At 45.8% G+C, this 24,563-nt stretch carries 24 protein-coding genes; 2 read left to right on the plus strand and 22 right to left on the minus strand.

Annotated elements, in window-relative coordinates:
* Window positions 1–7: 7 nt before the first annotated feature.
* The 13 genes from FYJ39_RS05995 to FYJ39_RS06055 form a co-directional block, all read right to left on the minus strand.
* Complete coding sequence (locus tag FYJ39_RS05995; RefSeq protein ID WP_154471621.1) at window positions 8–1,426, minus strand: lectin like domain-containing protein; 1,419 nt, start codon at window positions 1,424–1,426, stop codon at window positions 8–10.
* A gap of 16 nt (window positions 1,427–1,442) precedes the next feature.
* Window positions 1,443–2,606, minus strand: coding sequence for a THUMP domain-containing class I SAM-dependent RNA methyltransferase (locus FYJ39_RS06000; protein ID WP_154471622.1), 1,164 nt, complete (start codon window positions 2,604–2,606; stop codon window positions 1,443–1,445).
* A 19-nt stretch (window positions 2,607–2,625) separates the two neighbouring features.
* Window positions 2,626–3,183, minus strand: coding sequence for a phosphodiesterase (gene yfcE, locus FYJ39_RS06005; protein WP_178258794.1), 558 nt, complete (start codon window positions 3,181–3,183; stop codon window positions 2,626–2,628).
* Window positions 3,184–3,223: 40 nt separating this feature from the next.
* Window positions 3,224–3,556, minus strand: coding sequence for a rhodanese-like domain-containing protein (locus tag FYJ39_RS06010; RefSeq protein WP_154471623.1), 333 nt, complete (start codon window positions 3,554–3,556; stop codon window positions 3,224–3,226).
* A gap of 182 nt (window positions 3,557–3,738) precedes the next feature.
* On the minus strand, window positions 3,739–3,924 hold the full coding sequence (locus FYJ39_RS06015; RefSeq protein ID WP_154471624.1) for a hypothetical protein: 186 nt from the start codon (window positions 3,922–3,924) through the stop codon (window positions 3,739–3,741).
* A gap of 313 nt (window positions 3,925–4,237) precedes the next feature.
* Window positions 4,238–4,960: a C40 family peptidase gene (locus FYJ39_RS06020; protein WP_154471625.1), complete on the minus strand. Its 723-nt coding sequence runs from the start codon at window positions 4,958–4,960 to the stop codon at window positions 4,238–4,240.
* A gap of 239 nt (window positions 4,961–5,199) precedes the next feature.
* Window positions 5,200–5,919: a C40 family peptidase gene (locus FYJ39_RS06025; protein ID WP_278853434.1), complete on the minus strand. Its 720-nt coding sequence runs from the start codon at window positions 5,917–5,919 to the stop codon at window positions 5,200–5,202.
* A 207-nt stretch (window positions 5,920–6,126) separates the two neighbouring features.
* The gene (locus tag FYJ39_RS06030; RefSeq protein WP_154471626.1) at window positions 6,127–6,636 is read right to left on the minus strand and encodes a DUF1700 domain-containing protein; all 510 of its coding nucleotides are present in this window, start codon (window positions 6,634–6,636) and stop codon (window positions 6,127–6,129) included.
* 117 nt (window positions 6,637–6,753) lie between these two features.
* Entirely contained in the window at window positions 6,754–7,653 is a 900-nt protein-coding gene (locus tag FYJ39_RS06035) for a sensor domain-containing diguanylate cyclase (protein ID WP_154471627.1), read from the minus strand.
* Window positions 7,654–8,182: 529 nt separating this feature from the next.
* Window positions 8,183–9,364 carry an iron-containing alcohol dehydrogenase gene (locus FYJ39_RS06040; RefSeq protein WP_154471628.1) on the minus strand — a complete coding sequence of 394 codons (1,182 nt, stop codon included), beginning with the start codon at window positions 9,362–9,364 and terminating at the stop codon, window positions 8,183–8,185.
* Window positions 9,365–9,486: 122 nt separating this feature from the next.
* Window positions 9,487–10,878: a glucose-6-phosphate dehydrogenase gene (gene zwf, locus FYJ39_RS06045; RefSeq protein ID WP_154471629.1), complete on the minus strand. Its 1,392-nt coding sequence runs from the start codon at window positions 10,876–10,878 to the stop codon at window positions 9,487–9,489.
* Between the two features lies 1 nt (window position 10,879).
* Window positions 10,880–12,286, minus strand: a complete 1,407-nt coding sequence (gene gndA, locus FYJ39_RS06050; RefSeq protein WP_154471630.1) for an NADP-dependent phosphogluconate dehydrogenase — start codon at window positions 12,284–12,286, stop codon at window positions 10,880–10,882.
* A gap of 17 nt (window positions 12,287–12,303) precedes the next feature.
* A complete protein-coding gene (locus tag FYJ39_RS06055) occupies window positions 12,304–13,320 on the minus strand; it encodes a lactonase family protein (protein ID WP_154471631.1) in 1,017 nt (338 codons plus the stop codon).
* Window positions 13,321–13,709: 389 nt separating this feature from the next.
* On the opposite strand from FYJ39_RS06055, the gene FYJ39_RS06060 reads away from it, so the two are divergent.
* Window positions 13,710–14,936: a M23 family metallopeptidase gene (locus FYJ39_RS06060; protein ID WP_154471632.1), complete on the plus strand. Its 1,227-nt coding sequence runs from the start codon at window positions 13,710–13,712 to the stop codon at window positions 14,934–14,936.
* Window positions 14,937–15,078: 142 nt separating this feature from the next.
* Here FYJ39_RS06060 and FYJ39_RS06065 read toward each other — a convergent pair whose 3' ends face one another.
* The 3 genes from FYJ39_RS06065 to FYJ39_RS06075 form a co-directional block, all read right to left on the minus strand.
* A complete protein-coding gene (locus FYJ39_RS06065; RefSeq protein ID WP_154471633.1) occupies window positions 15,079–15,834 on the minus strand; it encodes an N-acetyltransferase in 756 nt (251 codons plus the stop codon).
* 4 nt (window positions 15,835–15,838) lie between these two features.
* Window positions 15,839–16,186 carry a TfoX/Sxy family protein gene (locus tag FYJ39_RS06070; RefSeq protein ID WP_154471634.1) on the minus strand — a complete coding sequence of 116 codons (348 nt, stop codon included), beginning with the start codon at window positions 16,184–16,186 and terminating at the stop codon, window positions 15,839–15,841.
* A 140-nt stretch (window positions 16,187–16,326) separates the two neighbouring features.
* Window positions 16,327–17,235 (minus strand): helix-turn-helix transcriptional regulator, encoded by a 909-nt coding sequence (locus tag FYJ39_RS06075; protein WP_154471635.1) that lies wholly within the window; start codon window positions 17,233–17,235, stop codon window positions 16,327–16,329.
* 147 nt (window positions 17,236–17,382) lie between these two features.
* On the opposite strand from FYJ39_RS06075, the gene FYJ39_RS06080 reads away from it, so the two are divergent.
* Window positions 17,383–18,195, plus strand: a complete 813-nt coding sequence (locus FYJ39_RS06080) for a hypothetical protein (protein ID WP_154471636.1) — start codon at window positions 17,383–17,385, stop codon at window positions 18,193–18,195.
* A gap of 299 nt (window positions 18,196–18,494) precedes the next feature.
* Here FYJ39_RS06080 and FYJ39_RS06085 read toward each other — a convergent pair whose 3' ends face one another.
* The 6 genes from FYJ39_RS06085 to FYJ39_RS06110 form a co-directional block, all read right to left on the minus strand.
* On the minus strand, window positions 18,495–19,421 hold the full coding sequence (locus tag FYJ39_RS06085; protein WP_154471637.1) for a transketolase family protein: 927 nt from the start codon (window positions 19,419–19,421) through the stop codon (window positions 18,495–18,497).
* Complete coding sequence (locus tag FYJ39_RS06090) at window positions 19,411–20,238, minus strand: transketolase (protein ID WP_154471638.1); 828 nt, start codon at window positions 20,236–20,238, stop codon at window positions 19,411–19,413. Before FYJ39_RS06090 ends, FYJ39_RS06085 begins: the two co-directional genes overlap by 11 nt.
* Window positions 20,239–20,263: 25 nt before the next feature.
* Entirely contained in the window at window positions 20,264–21,535 is a 1,272-nt protein-coding gene (locus FYJ39_RS06095; protein WP_178258828.1) for a PTS ascorbate transporter subunit IIC, read from the minus strand.
* A gap of 29 nt (window positions 21,536–21,564) precedes the next feature.
* Complete coding sequence (locus FYJ39_RS06100) at window positions 21,565–21,855, minus strand: PTS sugar transporter subunit IIB (protein ID WP_154471639.1); 291 nt, start codon at window positions 21,853–21,855, stop codon at window positions 21,565–21,567.
* A gap of 54 nt (window positions 21,856–21,909) precedes the next feature.
* Window positions 21,910–22,359, minus strand: a complete 450-nt coding sequence (locus FYJ39_RS06105; protein ID WP_154471640.1) for a PTS sugar transporter subunit IIA — start codon at window positions 22,357–22,359, stop codon at window positions 21,910–21,912.
* A 172-nt stretch (window positions 22,360–22,531) separates the two neighbouring features.
* Window positions 22,532–24,562 carry a BglG family transcription antiterminator gene (locus FYJ39_RS06110; RefSeq protein ID WP_195840384.1) on the minus strand — a complete coding sequence of 677 codons (2,031 nt, stop codon included), beginning with the start codon at window positions 24,560–24,562 and terminating at the stop codon, window positions 22,532–22,534.
* Between the last annotated feature and the right edge of the window lies 1 nt (window position 24,563).

The following is a 24,563-nucleotide window of genomic DNA, read 5'->3' on the forward strand; positions in this document are numbered from 1 at the left end:
TATCCTCTTATTTTACGTTTTTCGTATATGCTTTCAGGCATACGTTGCATTTCTGTGTCTCCTCCACATGCTCCCAGCTATCTCCATCAATGCTCAGATACCCTTCTCCGTCCGTCAAATCGACATTGGCGAATCCATCCCCTGTATCAAATTCAATCGCTACGGGATGCGCAGCGCCTGGTGTGCTTATTTTTATTATAACAGCAAACCTTTCATTCTCATCCAATGGTATTGTTTCGCCCAAAGGAACCGTGTAATAGCCTCCATTTTCAAGTTTTCCCTTTACTGCCGGACTGCGGCTGCTCAAGGCTGCCTCCATCTCCGGTGAGCCTGCTTCCGGCAGATGCCTGGCTACATACACCTCATACTCCGTATTCTCCCCTGTAGCATAGAATCCGGCAGCAGCCAATTTCTCCCCAGGGCCAGCCCTGTAAGCGTTGGCAAACCATACGCTTTCCTCTCCATAACCAATCTGGCCTAACCAGCCGCATAAATCACTTTGATAAATCGCGTCGTAATTATCCGTCTGCTCCACACCAGTATATACAATATTATGCACACCGATATTGCTGTCATAATAGGATACATAAAAATATCCCTGTTCCCCGAACTGTTCCCCCCAGCTGTTAGTGCATAAAAACGCTCCGTCTCCCTCCAACTCCATATTAAAATTCTCCTTCGGATAATTATCATCCCAGCCTACAATCACTGAATCATGATTAGGCTTCTCATCTCCTATATAACAGTAGGAATTGGTTTCCCTGTTATAATACACAGACTCACTCCGGTAATCCTTCATAGATGTGTAGAGAGCGCTCTGAACCCCACCCCTCAAATACACAGCCCGCTTGATAGACTCATAGTCCTTGGAGGGAAGGATCTGGATCTCCTGAACATGCTTGCAAGGTTTTAAGCCCTCTGGAGAATAACCATCCCCATAGGGGTCCTCCGACTCCCGAACCGGCCCCTGCCAGCTCAGCAGATAAGCCATGGCCATAGGATACTCACCGCCCTCATCCTGGCTTAGAAGGAAGCTGTTATAAATGGACATATGGTCTACGGAAAATGTGGTCTGATCCTCTGGAAGCAGGGAAGATTCAAGCGCTTTTAAAGAGGCAAAGGCCCAGCAGGTTCCCAGGGAGCCCTGATTGCCTATCCGGGGCGCCCTGCCTGCGGCTCTGTAATCATAAGACGCGGGAAGCTGTGCATCCCTGTTCTCCTCCCGGTTCCAGGTATAAGGAAACGCAGCTTCCATTATACCTTCAGGAGCCTGCGGGGCGCCTGCGTCCTCCACCTTTTCCGGCACCTCTGTGAAGGCTCCCTCATTCTCCTTCCCCTCTCCCTTGACGCAGCCGCTCAGAGATGTGGCAGCTGCCAGAACCGCCGCCAGCAGCGCATACCTCTTTCTTCTGTTCCTATTTAACATAAAGCATTGCCTCGTTTCAATTTCCCTTATTTTCCAACTTTCGTCCCGGCGGTTTTGGGCCCATAAACTGATAGAAATAGGTCTTTAACATGCCATTGTATATTTTCCTGTTTTTGTCCGCCTTCCGCCCAATGTATTTCTCCGCTTCCTCATAGGAAGTGATAAGATACATAGACCAGGCATCCAACTCTCGGAAGCGTTCTCCAATCTCCCTGTACAGAGCGGGAAGGTTCTCCTTCTCCTCTATGCGCTCTCCATAAGGAGGGTTGGAAATCATAAAGCCATACTTTTTCGGATGGCTTAAAGCGCTTACCGGACGCTGCTGAAAATGAATCATATGATCCACGCCTGCGGCTGCCGCATTCTGTCTTGCGGCCTTCACAATAGCTCCATCTATATCATATCCCTGGATATCCACCTTTGCACCCGTATCCATCTGATCATTCGCCTCATCCATGGCCTCATACCAGCATTTCCGTTTTATCAGGTGCTTCCAATCCTCCGACAGAAAGGAGCGATTCATGCCCGGCGCCATTTTGGCCGCTATCATGGCGGCCTCGATAGGAAAGGTACCGCTTCCGCAGAAGGGATCCACCAGAATCCGATCCCGATTCCAAGGAGTCAGTAAAAGCAAAGCAGCAGCTAGGGTCTCCGTAATCGGCGCTTTGCTGGCTAAAATCCGGTAGCCCCGCTTATGAAGTGAATCCCCACTGGTATCAATCCCGATTGTAACAGTGTCCTTATAAATAAACACACGAAGGGGAAAACTGGCTCCATGCTCTGGAAACCAGGCAATTCCGTAATACTTTTTCAGCCGCTCTACCATGGCCTTTTTCATAACAGACTGAATATCCGAGGGACTGAACAGCCGGCTCTTGATAGAGGAAGCCTTGGCAACCCAGAATTTTCCGTCCTCTGGAATAAATGCTTCCCAGTCAATCGCCATGGTTCCCTGGAAAAGCTCCTCAAAGGTTTCTGCATGGAAGCTTCCAGCCTTTAAAAGCACCCGCTCCGCAGTACGCAGAAACACATTCCCACGACAAATAGCCTCGTCATCCCCTATAAAGGTGACTCGGCCGTCCTCCACCTGAGATATTTCGTATCCCAAATCCAATATTTCTTTTTTCAACACTGCTTCCAGCCCAAAATGGCAGGGAGCAATTAATTCATACGTGTTCAACAGTTGCTCCTTTCCTCTCCTACAGCTTCAGCTCCTTCACCGCTTCCCCATCTAAAGTCAGAATGGTAAATACCCCGTCCTCCAAAAGCCCGTATGTTGGAGGATTGCCTCCTTTGGGAATCGATACAGAGCCAGGATTCAAAATACAGATAGGGCCGCAATCAGCTGTATCCACCCTGTCGGCCCTTAAAAGATGGGTATGGCCATGAACCAATATGTCTCCCGGAAGCACCGGAGGCAAATGCTCCTCATTAAACACATGTCCGTGGGTAGCATAAAGGATTTTTCCCTCAATGGCTAAGACTCCGTAATCTGCCATTATAGGAAATTCCAGCACCATCTGATCCACCTCTGTATCACAATTTCCCCTGACTGCATATATCTCATGCTTCAGAGGATTCAGCATAGCGATCACCTCCTTTGGAGCATAGTCCCTGGGCAAATCGTTGCGGGGACCATGGTATAGAATATCCCCCAGCAAAACCAGACGCTTTGCTCCCGACTTTTTATATCGCTCTACCATCCTCCTGCAATAGAAAGCGGAGCCATGTATATCTGACGCAAACATTATCTTCACCGATCCGTTATCCTCCTGAAGGCTAAATTTTAGTTCCTTTCTATTCTAAAGCCGGCAGTGGACTTCTGTCAATGTATTTCCCCTTGTATTGCAACATTCCTCCGGCCAAATCCACCGCCCTGTATCCCATTTTCCACAAATCCCGGCACACCAGCATGCTTTTCGCACCTCTGTCACAGTAGAATACCACTGTAGACTCCCTGTTGATCTCATGCATCCGGCACTCCAACTCTCCAAAGGGGATATTAATACTTCCCCAAAGCCGCTCCCGCTCATACATCCAGGGCTCCCGCAAATCCACCAACTGGCCTATCTGTCCCTGCTCCAGCCATCTGTCAAATTCTCTGTAAGAAATCATAGGAAATGTCGTCATCTCTTGCTCACCTGCCCTTTCTATTCCACACATATCCCGCATTTTACAAGACGTGTCCTACTACCAATATATGCGGAATAACAGGACAGGTGAAGCCGCCCAAGGGCTGACGAAAAAAGCCTGCTTCACCTATTATGCGAAGCAGGCTTCTCTCCTTCCTCAAAGCTTCTTTCTAACCTTGATTAGAAGTTAGAGCTGTTCTGAGAACGATTCTGGCTGTTGTTCTGGGAACTGTTCTGACTGTCATTTCTAGAGCTGTTCTGGCTCTTGTTTTGAGAATGGTTCTGGCTGTTATTCTGCTGATCCATGTTCCTGCAATTTCTTGAGCTGTTTTCCATGTCATTGTTGTAGTTATTCTTGTTAGACACTTTCACTACCTCCTAAAAACACGTTTTTTCTGGTTACAGTCTTAGTATGGCAAAAATATATCCCTATTATTCTTAAAACCACAAAAAATAGTTGATTTTTTATTAAAAATAAGTTATAAATAATATGAGGAAAAATGGTTTCCCTTAAACCATATTACCTCATCCTTATTAATTATTTATACTCCCCTTGAGTAAGCGCCGGATAGCTCCCCTATCCGGCGCTTCTCCTTTTCAGTTCTGCGTTTTTATAGAGACAAGCAATAAATAAGATCTGCCGCAAGAGCAGATCCTATTCTATAAAAGATTGAAAATCCTATCCTAGCACATTCACTATCTTAACGGGATTTCTATAATTCCAGTTAGATATTGTAATTCCGGTACGCTCTGTAGAGGCATGGACAATTTGTCCATTTCCTATGTACATAGCTACGTGATTGATGCTGCTTCCAGCGCCGTAGAAAATCAAATCTCCCGGCTGCATCTGATCCGCGCTCACCGGTACGCCCTGACGGGACTGGGCAGTTGAGGAACGGCCCATGGAAATGCCGGCCGAATTCTGAAGAACGTATCTGGTAAAGCCAGAGCAATCCACTCCTGTGTTGGGATCGCTGCCGCCGTATCGATATCTCCCGCCCACAAACTGCAACGCATAATTTACAACCTGCTGCCGTTTATAGCTATTGGAGGATTCTACTGCGTCCTGCTGTACCTCTGCCATCTCATCCGCGCCCACCTGGGCTACCATAGCGTTGCCGCTGACAGGCAGATAGCCTTCCGTATCATTTACGCGGACTTTTACCCATCCATTTCCCAAATCGTCCAAAACCTCATACTCACTGCCTGCCTTTACAGTCAAAAGCACCTCTTCGCTGTCTCCGCTTTTATTAATATTCACACTGTCTGCCGTAATGGTTGCCACATAGGATCCCTCTGTAAATCCAGGTCCAATGGCTGCCATAGAGGGGAACGAATAAATAGCTGCCATCGTTCCACAAACAGCGCCGATTCTAATCAGGTTCTTTACCGCTAATCTCATGAACGAAAACTCCCATCCCTTGGTTTCTATCGAATATTGTCTATTATCCTATGATATTATTACATAATTGTTACATTCGTTACAAATGTATTATAGCATATTTTCGTATTTCGTCAACAAGTTTAGACATTTTTAATACTTTCTCCCCTATCTATCCATGTTCACTGGCTTCAAGCGGTATAACTGTCTGAATTAAAACAGCGGCTAAGTTTTTTACGGACATCAAAAAACCTGCCGTCCTAAGACAACAGGCTGATAATCTTAACCGGTTCCCGGTAATCATATGGAGAGGTTTTGATTCCCGTCTTCTCTGTAGAAGCATGAACCACCTTTCCATCTCCGATATACATAGCTACGTGATTGATTCGGCCTCCGCCGCTGTAAAACAGCAAATCTCCCGGCTGCATCTCTTCCTCAGAAACTTCTTTGCCATAGCTGGATTGCCCTCCGGAGGAATGGGGCAGGTTGATGGATACTGTCTTAGACAAAACATATCTGGTAAAACCAGAGCAGTCCACTCCTTTGTTGGGATCTGTTCCTCCGTAGACATAACGGCCTCCTACGAACTGCAGGGCATATTCCACTACCTCACGGCGTACTTTGACAGCCTCATCTACCGTTTCCATGGTTTTTTCAACTATGGAAGCCGTTCCTACTGTCCGGATATAGCCCTCCTTTCCTTCCATGAGGATCTTCACCCAGCCCTGACGCGGCCGGCCCAGAACCTCAAATGACTGTCCCCGTCTTGCCTGGCCCCGCTTGTTTGCCCCCTGGCTTGCGGCTGTGTACACATCTACAGACGGAGCCTCAATCTTAGCCACATAGCAGGATCGAGTCTGCACCACCGCCTGAGCTGCCGCCGCCTGGCTCTCACCGGGACTGGAAAGCATCAGTCCCATGGCCAGACACAAAGTGCCCGATATTTTTAATAATCCTGTCCCAAACACGTTTCTATCCACTGAACCCTCTCCTGATATTGATCTATGTATCTGATTCTCTCTAAATCACATAAATATTACACAAATATTACGTTTGTTACAAAGAGTATATAATCAATTCACATATTTGTCAAGAAAAAAGAGCTGTGTGCAACAGCTCCAATGCTTACCAGCTAAATCTCATTACAAGCCTTCCGTCTGTGTAAAAGCAGATTTTCTATTTGTCCCCTACCGTCTTGGCCCCCGAAACATCCACAACAGCAGCAGCACCAGCAGTACCGGCCAGATATAAGACAAAATCCACCCGGCAAGTCCCACAATTCCGAAGAACACAGCCATAACCAAGCAAATGGCAAAAAATACAATCAGTCCTGCACTGAGCCGTACATACCATTTACCAAAGTCCACATAGTGAATATTCCGGCTGCGTTTCTCCTCATAAGCAGTACGGCTGCTTCTGTTGCTTTGTCCTGCCCTTTCCTCCGACTCATAGGGGGCTGTTCCAAAGGCCTCAAAGCCATCCGGCCCATCCTCCGTGTCGAAAGCGGCATCTACAATGGTTCTGGCAATAATCTTAGGCCCTCCCAGGCCGTCAATCACTTCATTCTCATCCTTTCCCTTGGCTGTCTCTTCTGATATATAAGTGTCGTAATACCGAAGATTTTCCTGTATCACTGAATAGGGAACTCTGCCTTCCAGCTCTGTCTTAAGTCCCTGTAAAAATTCTGTCTTGCCCATTGCTCAACCCTTTCCTTAATTGTGCCTTCCCGTATACCAAAACTTGATATTTTAGTTATAGTAACATAATTTTCTCCAATTTACAAACACTTTAAGAAAGCTGTAAGTCATGGCTGTTCAGCCAACCGTTACACAGTTTTTCCCCTTCTTTTTACTTTGATACATAAGATGATCCACCCGGTTCATAAGCGTTTCCAGCGTATCATGAGCGCAGATAACCGTGACACCTATGGACATGGAAACTCTAAGGGATGCTTCGCCGTAGGGAAGATCTGTATGAAAAACCATCTGTCTGAATTTTTCACCGATTACAGCCCCGTCCTCTGGTTTTCTTATGCTGTAAATCCCCACAAACTCTTCGCCTCCCCATCGTCCGATTAAATCATCTCTGCGCATATTCCCCTTAATACTGGAAGCAATATTTACCAAAACCCGATCTCCTGCTTCGTGGCCATAATGATTATTAAAATGCCGGAAATTATCAATATCCCCCATAAGAACTGCGCATAAACGTCCAAAGCGCATGTACTCGCTGATCTTATACTCCAGAAAGCTTTCCAGATAACGGCGGTTAGGCAGTCTCGTAAGGGGATCATGCATGGCCAAATCCGCCAGATGCTCCACCAGGCTATCTTCATACACAGCCGGCGAATTCTGGGTAAACACTTCCACCGCCCCTATGATTTTTCCATTCTTCCTCAGAGGAAAAATATTGGTGGAAACCGGAACACGGTACCCCTTCTTATGGCGCACAAATATATTCTCCCGGCGATTCTTTCCATCCGAAAGGGTTGCAAACAGAGGACAGGAAACCGAACATAAAGGTCTTCCCTTCTGATCAATGTGATTCAGTCTGCTATTCTGACAATTCTTTCCCACGATCTCATCTGCGGAATAGCCTGTAATTTTCTCTGCCGCCTTATTCCAAAAATGAATTTTGCGCTCATTATCTACAAAATAAATTCCGTCTGGCAGATGATTGATAATTGATAGATACAACTCTTCCATTTCCTTCATACCACACCTCTATTTATAAAAGCCCCCAACAGTTTTTTACATATATTATTTCAACAATCGTCAATATAAACCAGAACATAAGCTTTCCCTATGCCAGTTCAATAAGCTTGCAGGTTTTCCAAACCTATAAGCAGCCTATCCTTAAGCAAGCAAAAAGCAGCTTGATTTTGATTAGTAGGGAGAGGAACGTCATGGAAGAACTATACGTATTGGGACGCTGCAACGCGCAGTTCACACATTTTTAATATCTGCTCTGCCATCGAGAACCCTAAGAAATTTTTCATGGCAGACGCAGGCGCCGGAAAGGGAGGCTTGAAGCTACCGGATGAGAAGGTGGCTTAAAGCCGAATCAATCATATTTTCGTATGCAAAGGCAAGCCATTGACTTCTCCACAGGGCGTTCTACCTGTACAAAAGACATAGATATTTTTAAGCCTTACGAAAAGCATCCTTTCACACTTTCACAATAAGCACACAGGCCGGCCCCATGCCACCCCCCCCCCCCATTACATCTGATAGGACGCATCACCTACCCCATAGCCATACTGTAAATTTTAACCATCTCAGCCTTGCCCAGCTCCCGGATGCCTGGAAGCGTACGTTTGCCGAAATTCGTACATTTTTCTGCCATCTCCTCAATGCGATCAGGCTCAACCTCTAGCTCCTTCAGAGTAACAGGCATGCCTAGGCTCTTATAAAAATCCTCGGTAGCCTGGATACCGGCCAAAGCTGTTTTCATAGGATTGTGGAAATCCATATCCAAATTCCATACATTCACCCCATACTGGGCAAAACGGTTCACATCTGCCGGACAGGTAAATCTTGCCCAGGATGGCCACAGCGCTGACAGTCCCGCTCCATGGGCGATACGGGGATACATGCCGGACAGCTCATGCTCCAGCTGGTGCACCTGCATGACAAAGCTTCTTCCCGCACTTGTCAGTCCGTTATGAGAAAGGCTTCCGGCCCACATCAGCGTGGCTCTAGCCTCATAATTATCCGGCTCCATATCGGCTATTTTTCCTGCCTCGATCACAGACTTGAGCAATCCCTCTGCAATTCGATCGGTAAGCGCCGTATCTCTGGAGCTGCTGAAATACCGCTCCAGGGTATGGGCCATAATATCCACAGTACCGCAGCCGGTCTGAAACCTGCCCACGCTGTAGGTCAGCTCTGGGTTGCAGATGGAAAACAGCGGTCTGTGAGTTACGCTGTTAAATCCTCTCTTAAGACCTGTCTTTTCATTGGTAATAACACAGGACGCGCTCATCTCGCTGCCTGATGCAGAAAGAGTAAGGACAACGCCCACAGGCAGCGCCTTGGCAGGCGCATCCTTATGAAGGAAGTAATCCCACACATTTGCCTCTGGATTTCCTGCTCCGTCCGCAATACATTTGGAGGAGTCCATCACACTTCCCCCTCCTACTGCCAGAATAAAATCTACCTTTTCCTTCAGGCACAAGCCGATGCCCTTCTCAGCCATAGCCAAGGTGGGATTCGCCTGAACCCCACCCAAAGTTACATATTCAATTCCTTCCGCCTTCAGTGCGTCACACACCGCGTCCAAAAGCCCGCTGTTCTTAGCGCTGGAGCCTCCGAAATGCACCAGCGCCTTTTTAAAACCGTATTCCTTTACAATGGTTCCTACCTTTAGATGGGTATTCCTTCCAAATATTACTCTGGTAGGAGTAAAAAACTCAAAATTTTCCATATAACTCCTTCCTCCTATGCCGTTCCATTCACTCCATAGAAGCAAGTATACCATTAATTTAATTCATTCTCAAGGCTCAAATTCCTAAGGCCTATATCCGTCCAGCCTATCATCCAGTCCTTTTATTCAAACCACCTGTGCCCGAAGCTCTTAAGAAGCCTCTCCGCTTCTTCTGGTCCGCTGCTGCCTTGTCTATATCCATAGGCCGGAAGGCCCTTTTGACGGTATTGCTTCCGGACCTCATCCACATAGCTCCAGCTTATCTCAACCTGATCCCACTGAGAAAACCAGGATCGCTCGCCTCTCATGCAGGCCCCCAGCAGGCGTTCATAAGCCTCCGGCGTATTCATCCGGTTCACCAGGGAGCAGTTCTGGCAGAAATCCATTTTTGCCTGGCTAAGCTCCTCCGTTTCCCCTGGCTTCTTGATATTAAACTGTAAATAAACCCCCTCTGTCGGCTGTATCTTGATATTCAGAATATCTGGCTCCACTCCCTCCGCAGGGCTCTTGAATACAATCGCCACCTGCATCTCCCGTGTTCCCAGCTTCTTGCCTGTGCGGACATAGAAGGGCATCCCTCTCCATCTGTCATTGTCTACCAGAAGCCTCAGGGCAGCATAGGTTTCCGTAGTTGAGTTTTCATTTACCGCCGGCTCCTCACGGTATCCCTCGTACTGTCCCAGCACCATATGCTCCGAAATATCCTCCGGTATGCGAAGGGCCTTTAGCACTTTTATCTGCTCTCGATGCATGTCCTCCACAGCCATACTTTCGGGCTGCTCCATGGCTACGATTGTCAGAATCTGAAAGAGGTGATTCTGTACCATATCCTTTAGCGCGCCGCTGTGATCATAATAACCGCCTCTTGTCTCCACTCCCACCTCTTCCATTGCAGAAATCTGGATACACTCTATATGCTCCGCGTCCCATACATGGCTGAAAATCGGATTAGCAAAGCGGATAATCTGGATATTCCGCACCATTTCCTTTCCAAGATAATGATCAATCCTGTAAATATGATCCGCCTTAAAAAACGCCTCCATGGACTCATTAAGCTTGGCTGCAGCCGGCAGGCTCTCTCCGAAGGGCTTTTCAATCACTACCTTTCCCTCCCCGGCGCCTTCCACCCGTTTCAGGCCCTTTACAATGGCGCTGAAAAACCTGGGGGCAACGGCAAAGTAAAAGATGTGGCTTCCTGCCTGCATTTTCTTGTAGAAGCTGTCCAGCCCCTCATAGGCATTTTCATCAGTAAAGTCCATGCGGTAATATACAATACGTCCGGCAAATTTTTCATAGGTTTCCTTTTGGAAGCGGAGCCTTGCAAATTTCTCCACCCAGCCCCTGGCCGCTTCTCTGTATGACTCGCTTGTATAATCTCTCCTTCCAACCACCACAATCCGGGCGCTGAGCTCCTTGTCATCTGCTGCCTCTATGTTATAAAGAGCCGGAAGAAGCTTTCTGAAGGTCAAATCACCGGTTCCCCCGAAAATTGTGAAGATCTGCTCTTTATTCATACTAAAACCTCCAGTCATGGTGGAAGCTTCCTTCCCGATCCGTACGTTCATAGGTATGAGCCCCAAAGCAATCCCTTTGCGCCTGAATCAGATTCGCTCCCACCGGCATTCCTCTAAAAGCGTCAATATAGGCTATGGCCTGGCTCATAGCCGGCACAGGGATACCATTCTGGATTCCCAATCCCAGGATGCACCTCAGACTCTCCTGTCCCTGGTTAACTCCATCCCTGAAGAATGAGTCAAGCATCAAATTCTTAAGAGCTTTATTTTTTCCAAAGGCTTTGGTAATATCATCTAAAAATTCAGCCTGTATAATGCAGCCTGCGCGGAATATAGAGGCAATCTTACCATAATTCAAATCCCACCCATATTCGGAAGCTGCATGTGATAGAAGGTCGAAGCCCTGCGCATATGCCGCAATCTTAGCAGTATAAAGACCCTTCCTGACCTTCTCCTCAAAGGCAGCCTTATCCGCTGCCAGCTTCTGCTGCGGATGTTCAAAAAGCTCCTTGGCAGCCCTTCTTTCCTCTACGCGGTTTGACATAATTCTGGCATTGCAGGCCGCGGTAATCATGGATACATTCACTCCCTGCTTTAAGGACTCCAGGCTGGTCCATCTTCCGGTTCCCTTCTGACCGGCGCTGTCCACAATATAGTCCAGCAATTCCCCAGCTTCAAAATCATCCTTTTCACGTAAAATACCCGCCGTTATCCCAATCAGATAGCTTTTTAGCTCACCCTCATTCCACGCTTCAAACACATCCGCCAGCTCTTTGTTTGTAAAGCCGCCAGCATATTTAAGCAGCAGGTAGGCCTCTGCAATCAGCTGCATATCTGCGTACTCTATACCGTTGTGGACCATTTTTACATAATGTCCTGCTCCGTCTGTCCCCATATAGGCACAGCACGGCTCCCCCTGAGCCTTTGCTGAAATTGCCTCCAGCACCGGGGCAATATGCTTATAGGCCTCTTTGTCTCCTCCTGGCATAATGGAGGGGCCGAAACGCGCTCCCTTCTCTCCGCCGGAAACTCCCGTACCGAAATAATAGATCCCCTTTTCTTTTAAATACGTTTCCCTTCTTCTAGTGTCTTCAAAGAAGGAATTTCCTCCGTCCAGAATCATATCCCCTTCCTCCAGAAGAGGAATCAACTGTTCTATAACCATATCAACGGGCTTGCCGGCCTTCACCATAATCAAAAGCTTGCGAGGCCGCTCCTGAGATTTAACAAGCTCCTCTAAGTCATAAAAAGGAACAAAATTTTCATGGGGATATTCCTTAACCACAGCATCCGTCACTTCCCTGCTGCGGTTATATCCGCCTACCTTAAATCCGTGATCCGCCATGTTAAGAGCAAGGCTCCTTCCCATAACCGCCAGACCGATAATTCCTATTTGTGTTTTCTGCATAACTCTGCCTCCTCTGTTTAATCTCTCAATGTCAATGATACGCACTCCGGCATGGCCGCCCAATGCCGCAGGTCTTTCAATAATCCAGTTTTTTTATCTCTCTCAATACTTGCAATACCGCCCTGAAAGCGATTTGCCACCAACAGGAATTTTTCATTACCGCTTAAAATAAAATCCCTGGGATGGGCCCCTTTGCAGGAAGCATGCTGTATAGTAACCGCCTCCTCTCCACTTACGTCAAAAACGCTGAGGATATCCGCCCCTCTCACGGAAATATATAAAAACCGCTCGTCCTTTGAAAGGCGGATTGCCGCTGCAGCCGCTTCACTTTTTCCAGTCCAGCCCTCCGGAAGAACAGAAGCCGTCTGCCTCAACGTAAACGCTCCGCCCTGAACCTGAAAAACAAACAGCTGGTTGCTCCACTCGCTTACCACATAAAATTTACTGTGATCCCTGTTAAAAACGCCGTGTCTGGGTCCGCTGCCCTCAGGAAATACAAGGTCGTCCGCCGGACGGTACCCATCCTCCCTATCAAACATTCTTATCCGGTTCTGCTCAAGGCAGGGAACTAAGAGGTATGCTTCATGCAATAAAATCTGGTGGCAGCCGGCTCGCGCCCCATTTTCAATCCGCATTACCAGAGAGGGCTTTCCCTTATCCAGATGATATATCATCACATTCCCCTCATGGTAGTTAGCCGTATACACGTTATCCCCATCCTGAAGTATATAACAGGGCGTCTGTCTCTCTTTCAGTATTTCCTCTGACTGAATCACCTCACCATCTCTTAATTTCAAAAAGCAAGCGCCTGCTCCCTCGTCCTTCTCTATAGGAAAAACCATAGAATCACCATGATAGCAGACCCATTTTGCATTGGGGGCCTCATAGAATAATTCTGGCTCTGTAATCCTGCCGTTTACTGGGTCAAAGGAAAAGCGATAGATTCCTCTGCTCTGCCGGGAGTAATAGGTTCCGACATAACCATCCACCAGCCTCTCCCTTATTCGTCCTTCCGTCTGCCTGTTCATTACCATATAATCTCACCTGCTTTCCCATATACCAAACGCTCCGGCAAACGGCTCCTTCCCTCCGCCTCGCGTGCGTCTGTTCTCGATCTGGTTCCATCACCTGTCCTAGGGATACGCTGCTCATATACCTGCCATTATCTGTACAAGCCTTTTTTCGATCCCTTATGATGGAGCAGTCAGCTCCCTGACTTATATGTCAATAATAATAATCGTTATTATTTAAAAAGTCAACCAGTTCTTACGATAGTTTATCTAAATCCCCATCCTTTAACGCCTCATTCTTATTCCTTCGAGGGCTTCCTTCCCCGGACTATGATCATATTCTTAACAAGTCATTCATATGATAATCCTAGAGCCTATATTTTATGGGATGGGTAAGCAGGAGGTGCCGCCGAATGAAACGCTTCAAATTACTCCAACAAAATTTACAAATCCGTTCAAAAGCCTTGATTTTCGTGGAAATGCTTGTCTTAAGCATACTCTGCCTAAGTCTTTTTCTTCTCAGAACCAACTCCGGTCAGGCTGTCATGAGCCGAGCCTCCCAGATTGCAGAAGGTATCAATCCCCTAAAGGGGGAGCATGAAAAAAATGGGGAAACTAAAAATGATTATATTAAATGGGTGGACTTTGGAGTCACCAGCGAGGCCATGAACCAGGCCTTCCGCTTTGATGTGGATACCTGCCGTGAAAACGTCCATTTAAACTGGGTGGATCTTCTTGCCTATCTGGGTACTAAATACGGAGGGGATTTCAGCAAATACAAGCCGGAGCATATGGACGCTCTGGCCCGTCAGCTAAAAGACGGAGCCACTGTGGAGGATCTGACCAAGGATATGAAACATTACAGCTACTATAGAGATGCATACGGAGCTGTGCTGGATGGTATGGTTGGAGAATTTCAGGCGGAGATCCCGGCCAGCGAAGCCCCCGCCTCCTACCTTCCCTCAGGGATTACAGGAAGTGCACAGGGAGGTCCCGCCACCGTCTGGGTGACTAAGTACGGACTGAAAGCCTTCTCTCCCATTGCCAAGGGCTTTCCCTACAGCGATTTTGATGATTTCGGCGTAGCCAGAAGCTACGGCTTTAAGCGTCAGCATTTAGGCCACGATCTTATGGGGCAGGTGGGAACCCCAGTAATCGCAGTAGAATCCGGCTTTGTAGAAGCCATAGGCTGGAACCAGTATGGCGGCTGGAGACTGGGTATCCGCAGCTTTGACCGCAAACGGTATTACTACTACGCCCATCTTCGCAAGAACTATCCTTACCAGTCCAATCTGAAGGAAGGCTCCATCGTCCAGGCAGGAGATGTGATCGGCTACCTGGGGCGCACCGGCTACAGCTCCAAGGAAAATACCAACAACATCGACGAACCTCACCTTCACTTCGGCCTGGAGCTTATTTTTGATGAATCGCAGAAGGACAGCAACAACGAAATCTGGGTCAGTTGCTATGAACTAGTGAAGTTTCTGAGCTTAAACCGCTGCGAAACCTACAAGGTGGAAGGCACCAAGGAATGGACCCGCCGCTACCAGACCAAGGACCCTGTAGTCCCTGCTACTCCTTCTGAGGCTGAAGCTCAGTCCGGGCAAGCTTCCCTAAGCCAGTACGGCTCCAGTGGGTAAGAAAAACCTCAAGGCGATTTCTCCCCTCTCCCCATAGGAGCGCCTGAGCACAAGGCCCGCTGAACAAGCAGCCATTTACACACCAGGCAATGAGGCACAGCATCCTCCGGTTGCCATATGGTTATTTTTTGATTTAAGATTCCTACAATCCCTTACTTATAAGAATTTTTTCAAATTTCTTTTCTGACAATATTTCGTGTGTTATAAATTGACCATCATAAAATAAAGAAAATGTTGTAAAAGGGGTAGGAGCGTTCTGTGCTTCTGATTTAGTCTGAATATGGACCGCTTGAAAAGCGGCATCTCGTATCTTTGCAATATTTTCAAGCAACGGAACATACTTCGCTGTAAATGGGCATTGACTTGTATAATATAGTGTAAAGCCCTTTGTCAAATCCCTATGTTCCTGCACACAGCCCTTGAAGCGGGGTTTGTCTGCATTTATATCAAAAGGCAAATACATCAGCTCAAAATAAGGATCTGCTGTATCAGCCGTTTCAAATCCCTTATATCTCATGTATTTTGGATCAGAAAGAAAACTCGTTTTCTTTTTTGAAGATAAAATGACAAGCCCTTTTTTCCCTTTCGCTTTACAATCCTCAATACATCTATTCAACAACAGATTTGAGTATCCAAGACCTTTGAATTGTCCCGATACCCACAAACAATCAATATACATATATCCTTCTGCCTTAATCGGTGTCCAAGCATATTCGGCAGGAATATACTCTATAAAACATTTTCCACGGACATTGCATTTTAAAAATACAAGTCCCTCATCAAATCTATCTCTTAACCAATTCTTTTTTGACAGAACCCGTATATCTTTATTGTTAGCTATGGCACAGCAGATATGCTCTTGTTCAAGATTATCATGCGTTATTTTTATCAATTCCATTACATCACTCCTTTTGCCTTTCAAGTTTTCCTTTTCTTGCTTTCTTCTTGACTTCCGGCAGCTCACGGTACATCTTGCGCAGCACCTCAGACATAAGATCCGTTTCCTCAACATTATCTACTACAACCATAAGAGATTTCGAGCCTTCATACGGATATGCTCTGTCTGCATCAGGCATATACTCCAGTACCGTTTCTGTTGGCTTAAGAAAAAGACAGTTATCACAAATAACTCCCACAAGCTTGTTTTGAAAATAAACCAGATATTCTCCCATCATTTTTCTGGTAGAAACAGCTCCAACTGTTTGTAAATTTTCCAAAATATAATCATGATATTCCTTTGACGTTGCCATTTAGTCATCCCCTTTCCTAATTGGATGTCTGATTAATGTCTTTTGTCTTACCGGTGCAACACGCCTTGCACCTGATAAATAAATCTCACGATACTTTAAACTTGATTTTTTGCAACACATTGTTTTTTACTTTTAATAATTCATTTCTCGTATCTGTGCAAAATGCTTTTAGCGATACGAATTATTTCATCTTTCGCTTCTATCGGCTCCAAAACTTCCACCTTATCTCCAAACGTAAGAAGCCAGCATAGCAGGTTTTCCATATCTGTATAACCTGCCGAAAACAAAAGCGTCCCATCTTCATTCACGGTAAAACAATCTACACCAAATTCTTCTACCAATCTCCATTTTGACTCTTGTGGAAATATTGCCTTTACCTTAATCTTAAAAGGAAACATTTTCTCTGTTGACAAATCAGGAAGAGGAACTTCTCTTGCTGCAAAAACCGTGCTGTTTTTAATTGGCATATCCATCCGGTTTAACTTAAACATTCTAAAATCCTTTTTTTCTGTGCACCATCCCCATACATACCAGGAAGACCATTTAAACACCAGGTAGTACGGTTCAATGTTTCTTTTACTCTCTCCTTTTGGAGCATAATAATCAAATGATAAAAGCTTTCTTTCCTCAATTGCATCTTGAATCAATTCGATCTTGGGAGCAAGAGCTTCTTTATACCACGATGATAGATCAATTAGAATAGAATCTCTTCCACTGACAAAATCAGATGCTCCTGCCTGGAGTTTTTCCATGATCTGCCTATAATAGCTGCTTCCGCTTACACTATCAAGGCTCCTGAGTCCTGCCAAAATCATCTGCATATCTTTTGACGTAAGAAGTGTACGATCCATACGATAACCATCCATAATTCTAATACCACCGCCAGAACCCTGTGAAGTAAAAACTGGTATTCCGGCTTTACAAAGAGCCTCAATATCTCTGCTAATCGTTCTTCGCGATACTTCGAACATTTTTGCCAGTTCCGGAGCAGTGACTTTTTCATACTGCAGCAATACGGAAAGTATTCCAATCATTCTATCTATTTTCATGATACACCTCGTGTCTTTATTATCATACCATGCCAAACACGCCAACTATATGTCTTGTTTATTATATCACTAAAACGACTATACATAAAGTTCTAAAGCGCTTCCCTACCCCTGCGCAGCACTTGCCTCCTGATAGCACCTTGTGCGGTGCTGTTTTCAGCCCGCCCGTTTTTCAAGAAACCTATTCCATTCTCCTGGTTAGAAGTATATAATGAATCTGGCAACAAATTCATATTTAAGGAGAAACGGAAAATGAGAAAAACCTGCTTGTTAATATTCATGATCATGGTATTGTGCCTGACCGCTTGCAAAGCAGATAAAAATAATGAAACATCAGAATGCAGTAATGCAGCTCCTGAAATTACAGCGGACACAACGGAAATAGAAGCACCTGCTTCTGCAAATAATGTGCTGGAAGCACAGCCGCAGACAGAGGAAGCCTTTGAACTTACCGAGCAAGGAAAAGCTTTTCTGATGCAGATGTGCAAAACATTGAATGATTTTGATTCCCAGACAACAAAGGACGAAGCTTTTTGGCGTAATTTTCTGTTTTATTCTTACACAGGCGCATTAGAAGGTTCAGAAACAGAGCAGGTACATCGTGAAGATTTAGGATTTGATGAAACGGTAGTCAAAGTAAGCCTGCAAGAAGCAGAAGCCTATGCAAAACTGATATTTGGCACTGACCTGCCAGATACAAAACCCTCTTTTGATATTATGGAAAAGGGACAAACTACCTGTTATTATCAGGACGGTTACTATTATATCGGCGTTTCTGATTTCCCCGATTATCAATATGCGTTCGCTGATTACGAGGAATCCGATCACTCCATTACTGTAAGATTTACGATTGATTTTGAGGGTGAAAGCAATGTTGGCACAATCAGTTTCAACCTTGTGCCAGAAGCAAATAAAAACGGTTTTATCATTGCTTCTAAAATCACAGAATTTTCCAATTAGCCAAAAATTCATTGCAACGCATAAACAAAAAAGTAACCCTCCAACCCTGGTAGATGGTTTTGGCGAAAGGCTGCGGCTGAAAAAAAGCTGCAAACCCTTATAAATAAAGGCTTGCAGCGTTGTTCGCTGGCGTCCGCGAGAGGATTTGAACCTCCGCCCCCACGCTTAGGAGTTCTAAATGCCCTTTCGCAGCAAGTAACTCCCCACTCCTTGTAATACCATCTAACACCTTATAATGCAGGAAAAGGGCAAATTCCCCCGGCGCAGAAAATGGGCTTCTGCCGCTCGAATCATACCATTTACGCTTCAAGCTTCTTCAACACATTCTCTACCGTCAACCCGTATTTTGTCTTTACAGCCGCAAGGGCTCCGGATTCTGTAAACACATCCTCCACACCTACGCGCATAAGGGGCGCATGTGCCGGTAGGTCGCAGATGGTCTCCGCCACCAGGCCGCCGAGCCCTCCCATAACGGAATGGTTTTCAACCGTCACTAGCTTCTTTACCTCTCCTGCAATGCGGCGGATGCATACACTGTCCACAGGCTTTAAAGAAAAGATATTTATAAGTTTTCCATTTAGGCCCTTTTTTCTGCATGCTTCAAAACTCTGCATAGCTAGGTCAGCGGTGGAACCCTCGTAAATGATGGCAAAATCATCGCCCAAATTCTCCGCTATCACGGCCTTGCCCATTTCCATCTGACATTTGGCTGGAATATTAGGTACGCTGTCTCTCGCACATCGGATATAGACGGGCCCCTGATGTTCAATCGCCAGCTTCACCGCCTGACGAAGCTCGTCTGGATTGGATGGGGAAAGTACCCTGAGGTTTGGAAGCACACGCATCAGCGCGATGTCCTCGTTTGCATGGTGTGTGGCTCCATCGTAGCTTCCGTCCATGCCCGGATGGGTCGCAATGAGCTTTACATTCAAGTTTGCATAGCAAATCTGGCGAAGCTGCGTCCAGCAGGTGCCCGACACAAAGATGGCGAAATTTACATAAAACGGTATCTTGCCCTCGGTTGCCATGCCAGCCGCAATGGACATGGCGTTCTGCTCCGCAATCCCCGATTCAAAGAAACGCCTAGGAAACACGTCTTGGAACTTATTTGTGGTAGTAGACTTCGCAAGGTCGCTGTCAATCACATAGATGTTCGGATTTTCAGTTCCCGCTTCTACCAATACGGTACCCACCAACTCTCTTAACGTAATCTTATTATACAGCATGAACAAGCTCCTCCTCTTTCTTATCCAAATCCCTCATGGCAATCTCGTATTCCTCATCGGTCAGGCCGCTGCTATGCCATTTCGGAACGTTTTCCATGAAGCTGACGCCTTTCCCTTTTACGGTGTTGGCAATGATCATGACAGGCATTCCCTTCACGCCCTTTGCTTTTTCTATAGCAGAAAGAATCTGTTCCATGTCATGCCCATCGATGTCGATAACGTAATAATTAAATGCTTTCAGCTTATCTGCGATGGGTTCCAGACTGATAACCTCGTTGGTTGGATGGCTGGAAGAAAGCTTATTATAGTCCAGAATAAACACCAGGTTATCCAGCTTATAATGGGCCGCAGACATCAAAGCTTCCCATATCTGGCCCTCCTGCATCTCGCCGTCTCCGGCAACCGCGTATACCTTGTGGGGATCTCCTTCATTCTTCTTCACGACTGCCATACCAACAGCTATGGAAAAACCCTGGCCCAGAAGACCTGTAGTGGCATCCACCTCCGGTATATCGCAAATATAAGGATGGCCCTGAAGCTTAGAATTAATTTGACGGAAAGTTGAGAAAAGGCTCTCGTCTACGATGCCCTTCTCCGCCAGTTCCGCATAAATGGCCGGAACCGCATGTCCTTTTGAGAGCACCACTCTTGTCCGTCTCTTTTCCGTAAAGTCCACTTCATTCTCATAAATTGCCGTAAGAAAATCAATGACGGAAAGGGAGCCGCCAACGTGTCCCACTCCTGCGCGGTATACCATTTCCACGATCCGTTTCCTATTATGATTTGCAATAAGCTTTAACTGCCTTTCGTTTTTCATGCCCTAGTTTACCTCCAAACATAGTCTACCATTTGCCAAGAACGTTTCCGATGATATTGAATATAATACCAATCAAGTTGAAGTCTGTCTCAGGGAAACTGCTACCGGACAATCCTACGCTCTGGAGGATACCATAAATAACAGCCGGTCCTACGGAAATCAGAATCCCTGTTACAAATGCTCCGAGTACACAGCCCTTCCAGCCGCCTCTTGCATTCCCGAATACACCCGCGGTAGCGCCGATGAAGAAGAATGGAATCGCCACCGGAATCATAACGACCGTTTTCATAGCCGCCATCACGAACATGCAGATTAATCCTGCTACGTAAGCAGAGATAAATCCGATCACCGTTGCGGTTGGCGCGTATGGAAACACAACCGGGCAGTCCAGAGCCGGCTTCGCGCCGGGAATCAGCTTTTCGGTAATACCCACAAACGCAGGGACGATTTCACCCAGGAACAGGCGCACGCCAGTAATAACAACATAAAGGCCGCCAGTAAAGGTTAATGTCTGTATCAGAGGCCACACCAACCAATGTTGTCCGCCTGCCAGAGCCTCCACTGCGGTTTTTCCTGCCACGATTGCCGCCACATAATAAATCACGCCGATGGATAAGGATACAGATACAATGTAGTCTTTAAATATGGAAAGCCATCCAGGCAAGTTGATGTTCTCTGTGCTGTCCTTGGGATCTCCCACCTTGCTGCCCAACCATCCAGAAAGCGCGTAAGCCAGTGTACAGTAATGTCCGATTGCAATTTCATTGTTTCCTGTTACAGCCCTCATGGACTTCTGAGCAACTGCCGGATAGAGGGCCGCGGCAAAGCCATGGATAATGGAACCGATGATAATTGCAGTCCAGTCAGACAGGCCCAAAGCCTTAAGCATAACTGCCAGCAACGCGGATAAAAACAAGCTGTGCCCACCTGTCAGGAAGATGAATTTAAACTTTGTAAGCTTTGCGATAATCAGGTTGCATAAAAACCCTCCCACCATGATAAGTGCGATAACCATTGGGAACAGTGTTTGTGCCTGTGCCGTAATTGCCTCGGAAATAGGGGTAACGCCCTCAAGTCCGAACGCGGTTACGAAGAGTGCCTGGAATCCGCTCAGTGCCCCCTGGGCCGCGGAAGAACCGATACCGAAAATCAAAAAGCCTACGATTGTCTTAATGGTTCCGGAGATTACCTTATCTGCCGGTTTTTTCTGAATCAGCAAACCTACCAGGGCCATCAGGCCAATCAGCAGCGATGCTTCTCCTAAAATACTATAAACCACGAATTGTAGTACTGCCACGACATATTTCCCCCTTTAATTTTTTCTTTTCATTCTTCTATCTGCGCAAAATACTTGTCGAGACTTTTCTCTAAAAAATCCACGTCCATGATGTCCTTTACGCCGATGACATACGCCTTGGAGTTCTTAAATTCATCGATGAGATCTTCCATCGTGATGATCACATCCACATTCTGCTGTCCCGCAAAACCGCTGAAAGCGTCATGTGCCACATCAAGCGGATAGCCCTTTTTTTCAATTAGCTTGTCCACCTTGATTTTCAGCATCATGGAACTCCCCATTCCTGTTCTGCACATAATCAGGCATTTTTTTGTTTGCATAGTATTTTCTCCCTTCTTTTATTTTGTCTGCCAAAGGCAGATTATTTGCTGCTTTCATGAGGCGTAAAGTTTGATATATGATATAATGTCAGCCGGTTCCTTCGCCGTTTCCAATACAGCCATAAATTCTTTCCGCTCCAGGAATTCAGTCAGATCCTGAAGGGCTCCCAGATGGGAACCTGTATCCGTGGTAGCAAGCATAAACAAATATTTCACCGGGTCATTGGACTTATTGCCGAAATATACAGGCGTCCCTAATCGCACAAAGGACATGGAAGTGCGGTTCACGCCCACCTTATTGGTCGCATGAGGCAGAGCCACGCCTTTGGTAATTACAATGTACGGCCCGGCAGTCTTTACGTTGTCGATAACAGCCTGGATGTAAGCCTCCGTAATGTCCCCCCTCTCAAGAAGCGGTTCCCCCGACTTCCTTATGCAGTCCTCCCAGTTCTTACATTCCACATTCAGACGGATGTTCAGCTCATTTAGCAATTCACTCAACATATATCTTGTTCTCCTTTTTCCTTGCGGTTTGTTTTTCTGCATTTAGTATAGCAGCTCCTTTTTGCAAGCAGAAGTCCAAGAACTGTTTTTTCAAATTTGCAAATGTTTGTGCTCCGCACAAAAAAAGATGCCTGCTATTGTGTCTAGCGGCATCCCTTTCGGCTATATCGCGTTATCGGGTATCAATAATTTTCCTTAAATAGTCCAAGGCATCCTCCACAGTCTCTTTTTTCTCCAATTCCTCCACATGGGAAAATACTTCAATAATCCTCATTATATCCTTCAGTACTTTCAGGTGCCCTTCCTGATCCTCCGCCGCCAGGACAAAAATAATCCTTACAGTCCGGGAGCCTGAAAATACAACAGGCTCTTTAAAAATTGCCATGGATACCGCAAGATGGTTGACACCTTCTTCCGGCTTTGTATGAGCTAACATGACGTCATCTGTAATAGCCATATAAGGGCCATAATAATAAATATGAGAAATGATATTCTCCAGAAAACATTTCTCGATATCGCCCGACTCTACAAGGCATCCTCCAGCAAGGCGGATTGCCTCCTGCCAAGTCACCTGCTTATCCACAATCCGCACAGTCTGATGATTCAAAAATGCCAAAAGCCCTTCCTTATCTGATTTGCCGCTTAATTTCTTCATAAAGCCTTCCAAATATGCTTCCAAATCTGCCTTTACTTCCTCATAATCCTCTTTTTTTATGTACTTTTTTACAATGTTAAATACCGCATTGCTTTCGTGAATTTTTTGTTTCCCGGAAATCAGTTGGTGATTCAATATAAGCTTCCGGTCCATGTCGGTCAATATGGGATGAACCACAATAGCTGGCACAATACAATTAATTTTTACTGTAGAAATAACCAAGTCACAGATTTTTTGCACATTAACCGAATCCGTAGCAGCCATCACACCTACAATCTCCCCATATGGAAGCAGCCTCTGTATCTCCCGCTTCAGCATATTCCCTGTAGATATTCCATGTACACAGATTAAAAGTATCCTTAACGTATCTTTTTCTTTTTGCGGAATCTGCAGATGGGCGCCAAAATGCAATGCCAGGTAAGCCACCTCATCATCGGAAATAGGCAATCCTACCATTTGTTCCAGATACCGGCATGCCAACTTAGTCAGTTCAAAAATATTGGGATATTCTTTAATGACATCGTCCAAAAGGCTGTTTCCAATCTGAATACCATATTCAAATCTGTACAGAGAGGAGTTCAAATGCATGAAAAGCGCCCGCTCCAGTTCTTCCCGATTCTCAAATATAACACAAGCTATTTTTTCAAATTCTGTGACGAGCGCCTTAGTCAGCTCATAAACGCTCTGATTAGGCCTTTCCTCAAAAAAGTCATAGGGAGCTGTAATGGTTCTCGCTCCCAGCAGATGAAGGCATAGATAACTCTTTTCTATTGTTTCCAAATTGCCAAAATATCTTTCTACCAGCCCCCACTCCCTGGTCTTCTCTATTTTATTCTGACGGAAATCCGGGAGATATATATTGGCGCCCTTCCTTCCAAGCAGGGGAAGCAGGGCGGCAATAGAAAGTAGAACCCCATCTACATATTTTGTATGCAAAGCCGTTTCAATTTCCTTTAAAATAGACAGGTTATCGAGTATTTGCTCCTGATTGAAAAATTTTAAAAGCCCGCTTTGGAACAATTGCTTTAGCTGATAAAAATTCCTTAAATATATAGCCCGGAGCTTAAGGGTGTCCCCCTGGACGGTATAGCCTTTCTTAGACTCATATTCCAGCTTCAAACCATAGTCCTGCAATTGGTTCATTACCACCCTCAAATCATTAAAAACCGTATTGCGGCTCACCATGCAGTAATCGGTCAACTGGTCAATGTATACAGGCTCAGGGGAATAAATCGTACTGCAAATAATAATTCCAATCCGCTCCATAGGGGAAAACACATAATTTTCTTCCGCTTCTCCCCCTTCTACAATTACATTTATGCGTTCTTTGGTATCCACGTTGATGAAAATGCCTTTTTTACGCACCGTCTCCAGTTCTGGGATTCCGTAGGAGTTCAGCCATTCATTAATCCTGCACATATCATAATAGATACTTCGTTTTGAAACTTTCATTATTTCGGCGATTTGAGCCAAGGTAATATATGAATCTGAACTCAGAAGGATATTTAGTATCTCCCGGCATCTTGCATTCATATAAATCAATGACATT

The sequence above is a fragment of the Clostridium porci genome, from assembly GCF_009696375.1.
Lineage (GTDB): Bacteria > Bacillota > Clostridia > Lachnospirales > Lachnospiraceae > Enterocloster > Enterocloster porci.

Coding starts and splice junctions, on each gene's coding strand:
- FYJ39_RS05995 (WP_154471621.1), bottom strand. CDS start 1,426: ATGTTAAATAGGAACAGAAGAAAGAGGTATGCGCTGCTGGCGGCGGTT.
- FYJ39_RS06010 (WP_154471623.1), bottom strand. CDS start 3,556: ATGACGACATTTCCTATGATTTCTTACAGAGAATTTGACAGATGGCTG.
- FYJ39_RS06020 (WP_154471625.1), bottom strand. CDS start 4,960: ATGAGATTAGCGGTAAAGAACCTGATTAGAATCGGCGCTGTTTGTGGA.
- FYJ39_RS06030 (WP_154471626.1), bottom strand. CDS start 6,636: ATGGGCAAGACAGAATTTTTACAGGGACTTAAGACAGAGCTGGAAGGC.
- FYJ39_RS06035 (WP_154471627.1), bottom strand. CDS start 7,653: ATGAAGGAAATGGAAGAGTTGTATCTATCAATTATCAATCATCTGCCA.
- FYJ39_RS06040 (WP_154471628.1), bottom strand. CDS start 9,364: ATGGAAAATTTTGAGTTTTTTACTCCTACCAGAGTAATATTTGGAAGG.
- zwf (WP_154471629.1), bottom strand. CDS start 10,878: ATGAATAAAGAGCAGATCTTCACAATTTTCGGGGGAACCGGTGATTTG.
- gndA (WP_154471630.1), bottom strand. CDS start 12,286: ATGCAGAAAACACAAATAGGAATTATCGGTCTGGCGGTTATGGGAAGG.
- FYJ39_RS06055 (WP_154471631.1), bottom strand. CDS start 13,320: ATGGTAATGAACAGGCAGACGGAAGGACGAATAAGGGAGAGGCTGGTG.
- FYJ39_RS06060 (WP_154471632.1), top strand. CDS start 13,710: ATGAAACGCTTCAAATTACTCCAACAAAATTTACAAATCCGTTCAAAA.
- FYJ39_RS06065 (WP_154471633.1), bottom strand. CDS start 15,834: ATGGAATTGATAAAAATAACGCATGATAATCTTGAACAAGAGCATATC.
- FYJ39_RS06070 (WP_154471634.1), bottom strand. CDS start 16,186: ATGGCAACGTCAAAGGAATATCATGATTATATTTTGGAAAATTTACAA.
- FYJ39_RS06075 (WP_154471635.1), bottom strand. CDS start 17,235: ATGAAAATAGATAGAATGATTGGAATACTTTCCGTATTGCTGCAGTAT.
- FYJ39_RS06085 (WP_154471637.1), bottom strand. CDS start 19,421: ATGCTGTATAATAAGATTACGTTAAGAGAGTTGGTGGGTACCGTATTG.
- FYJ39_RS06090 (WP_154471638.1), bottom strand. CDS start 20,238: ATGAAAAACGAAAGGCAGTTAAAGCTTATTGCAAATCATAATAGGAAA.
- FYJ39_RS06100 (WP_154471639.1), bottom strand. CDS start 21,855: ATGCAAACAAAAAAATGCCTGATTATGTGCAGAACAGGAATGGGGAGT.
- FYJ39_RS06105 (WP_154471640.1), bottom strand. CDS start 22,359: ATGTTGAGTGAATTGCTAAATGAGCTGAACATCCGTCTGAATGTGGAA.
- FYJ39_RS06110 (WP_195840384.1), bottom strand. CDS start 24,562: ATGTCATTGATTTATATGAATGCAAGATGCCGGGAGATACTAAATATC.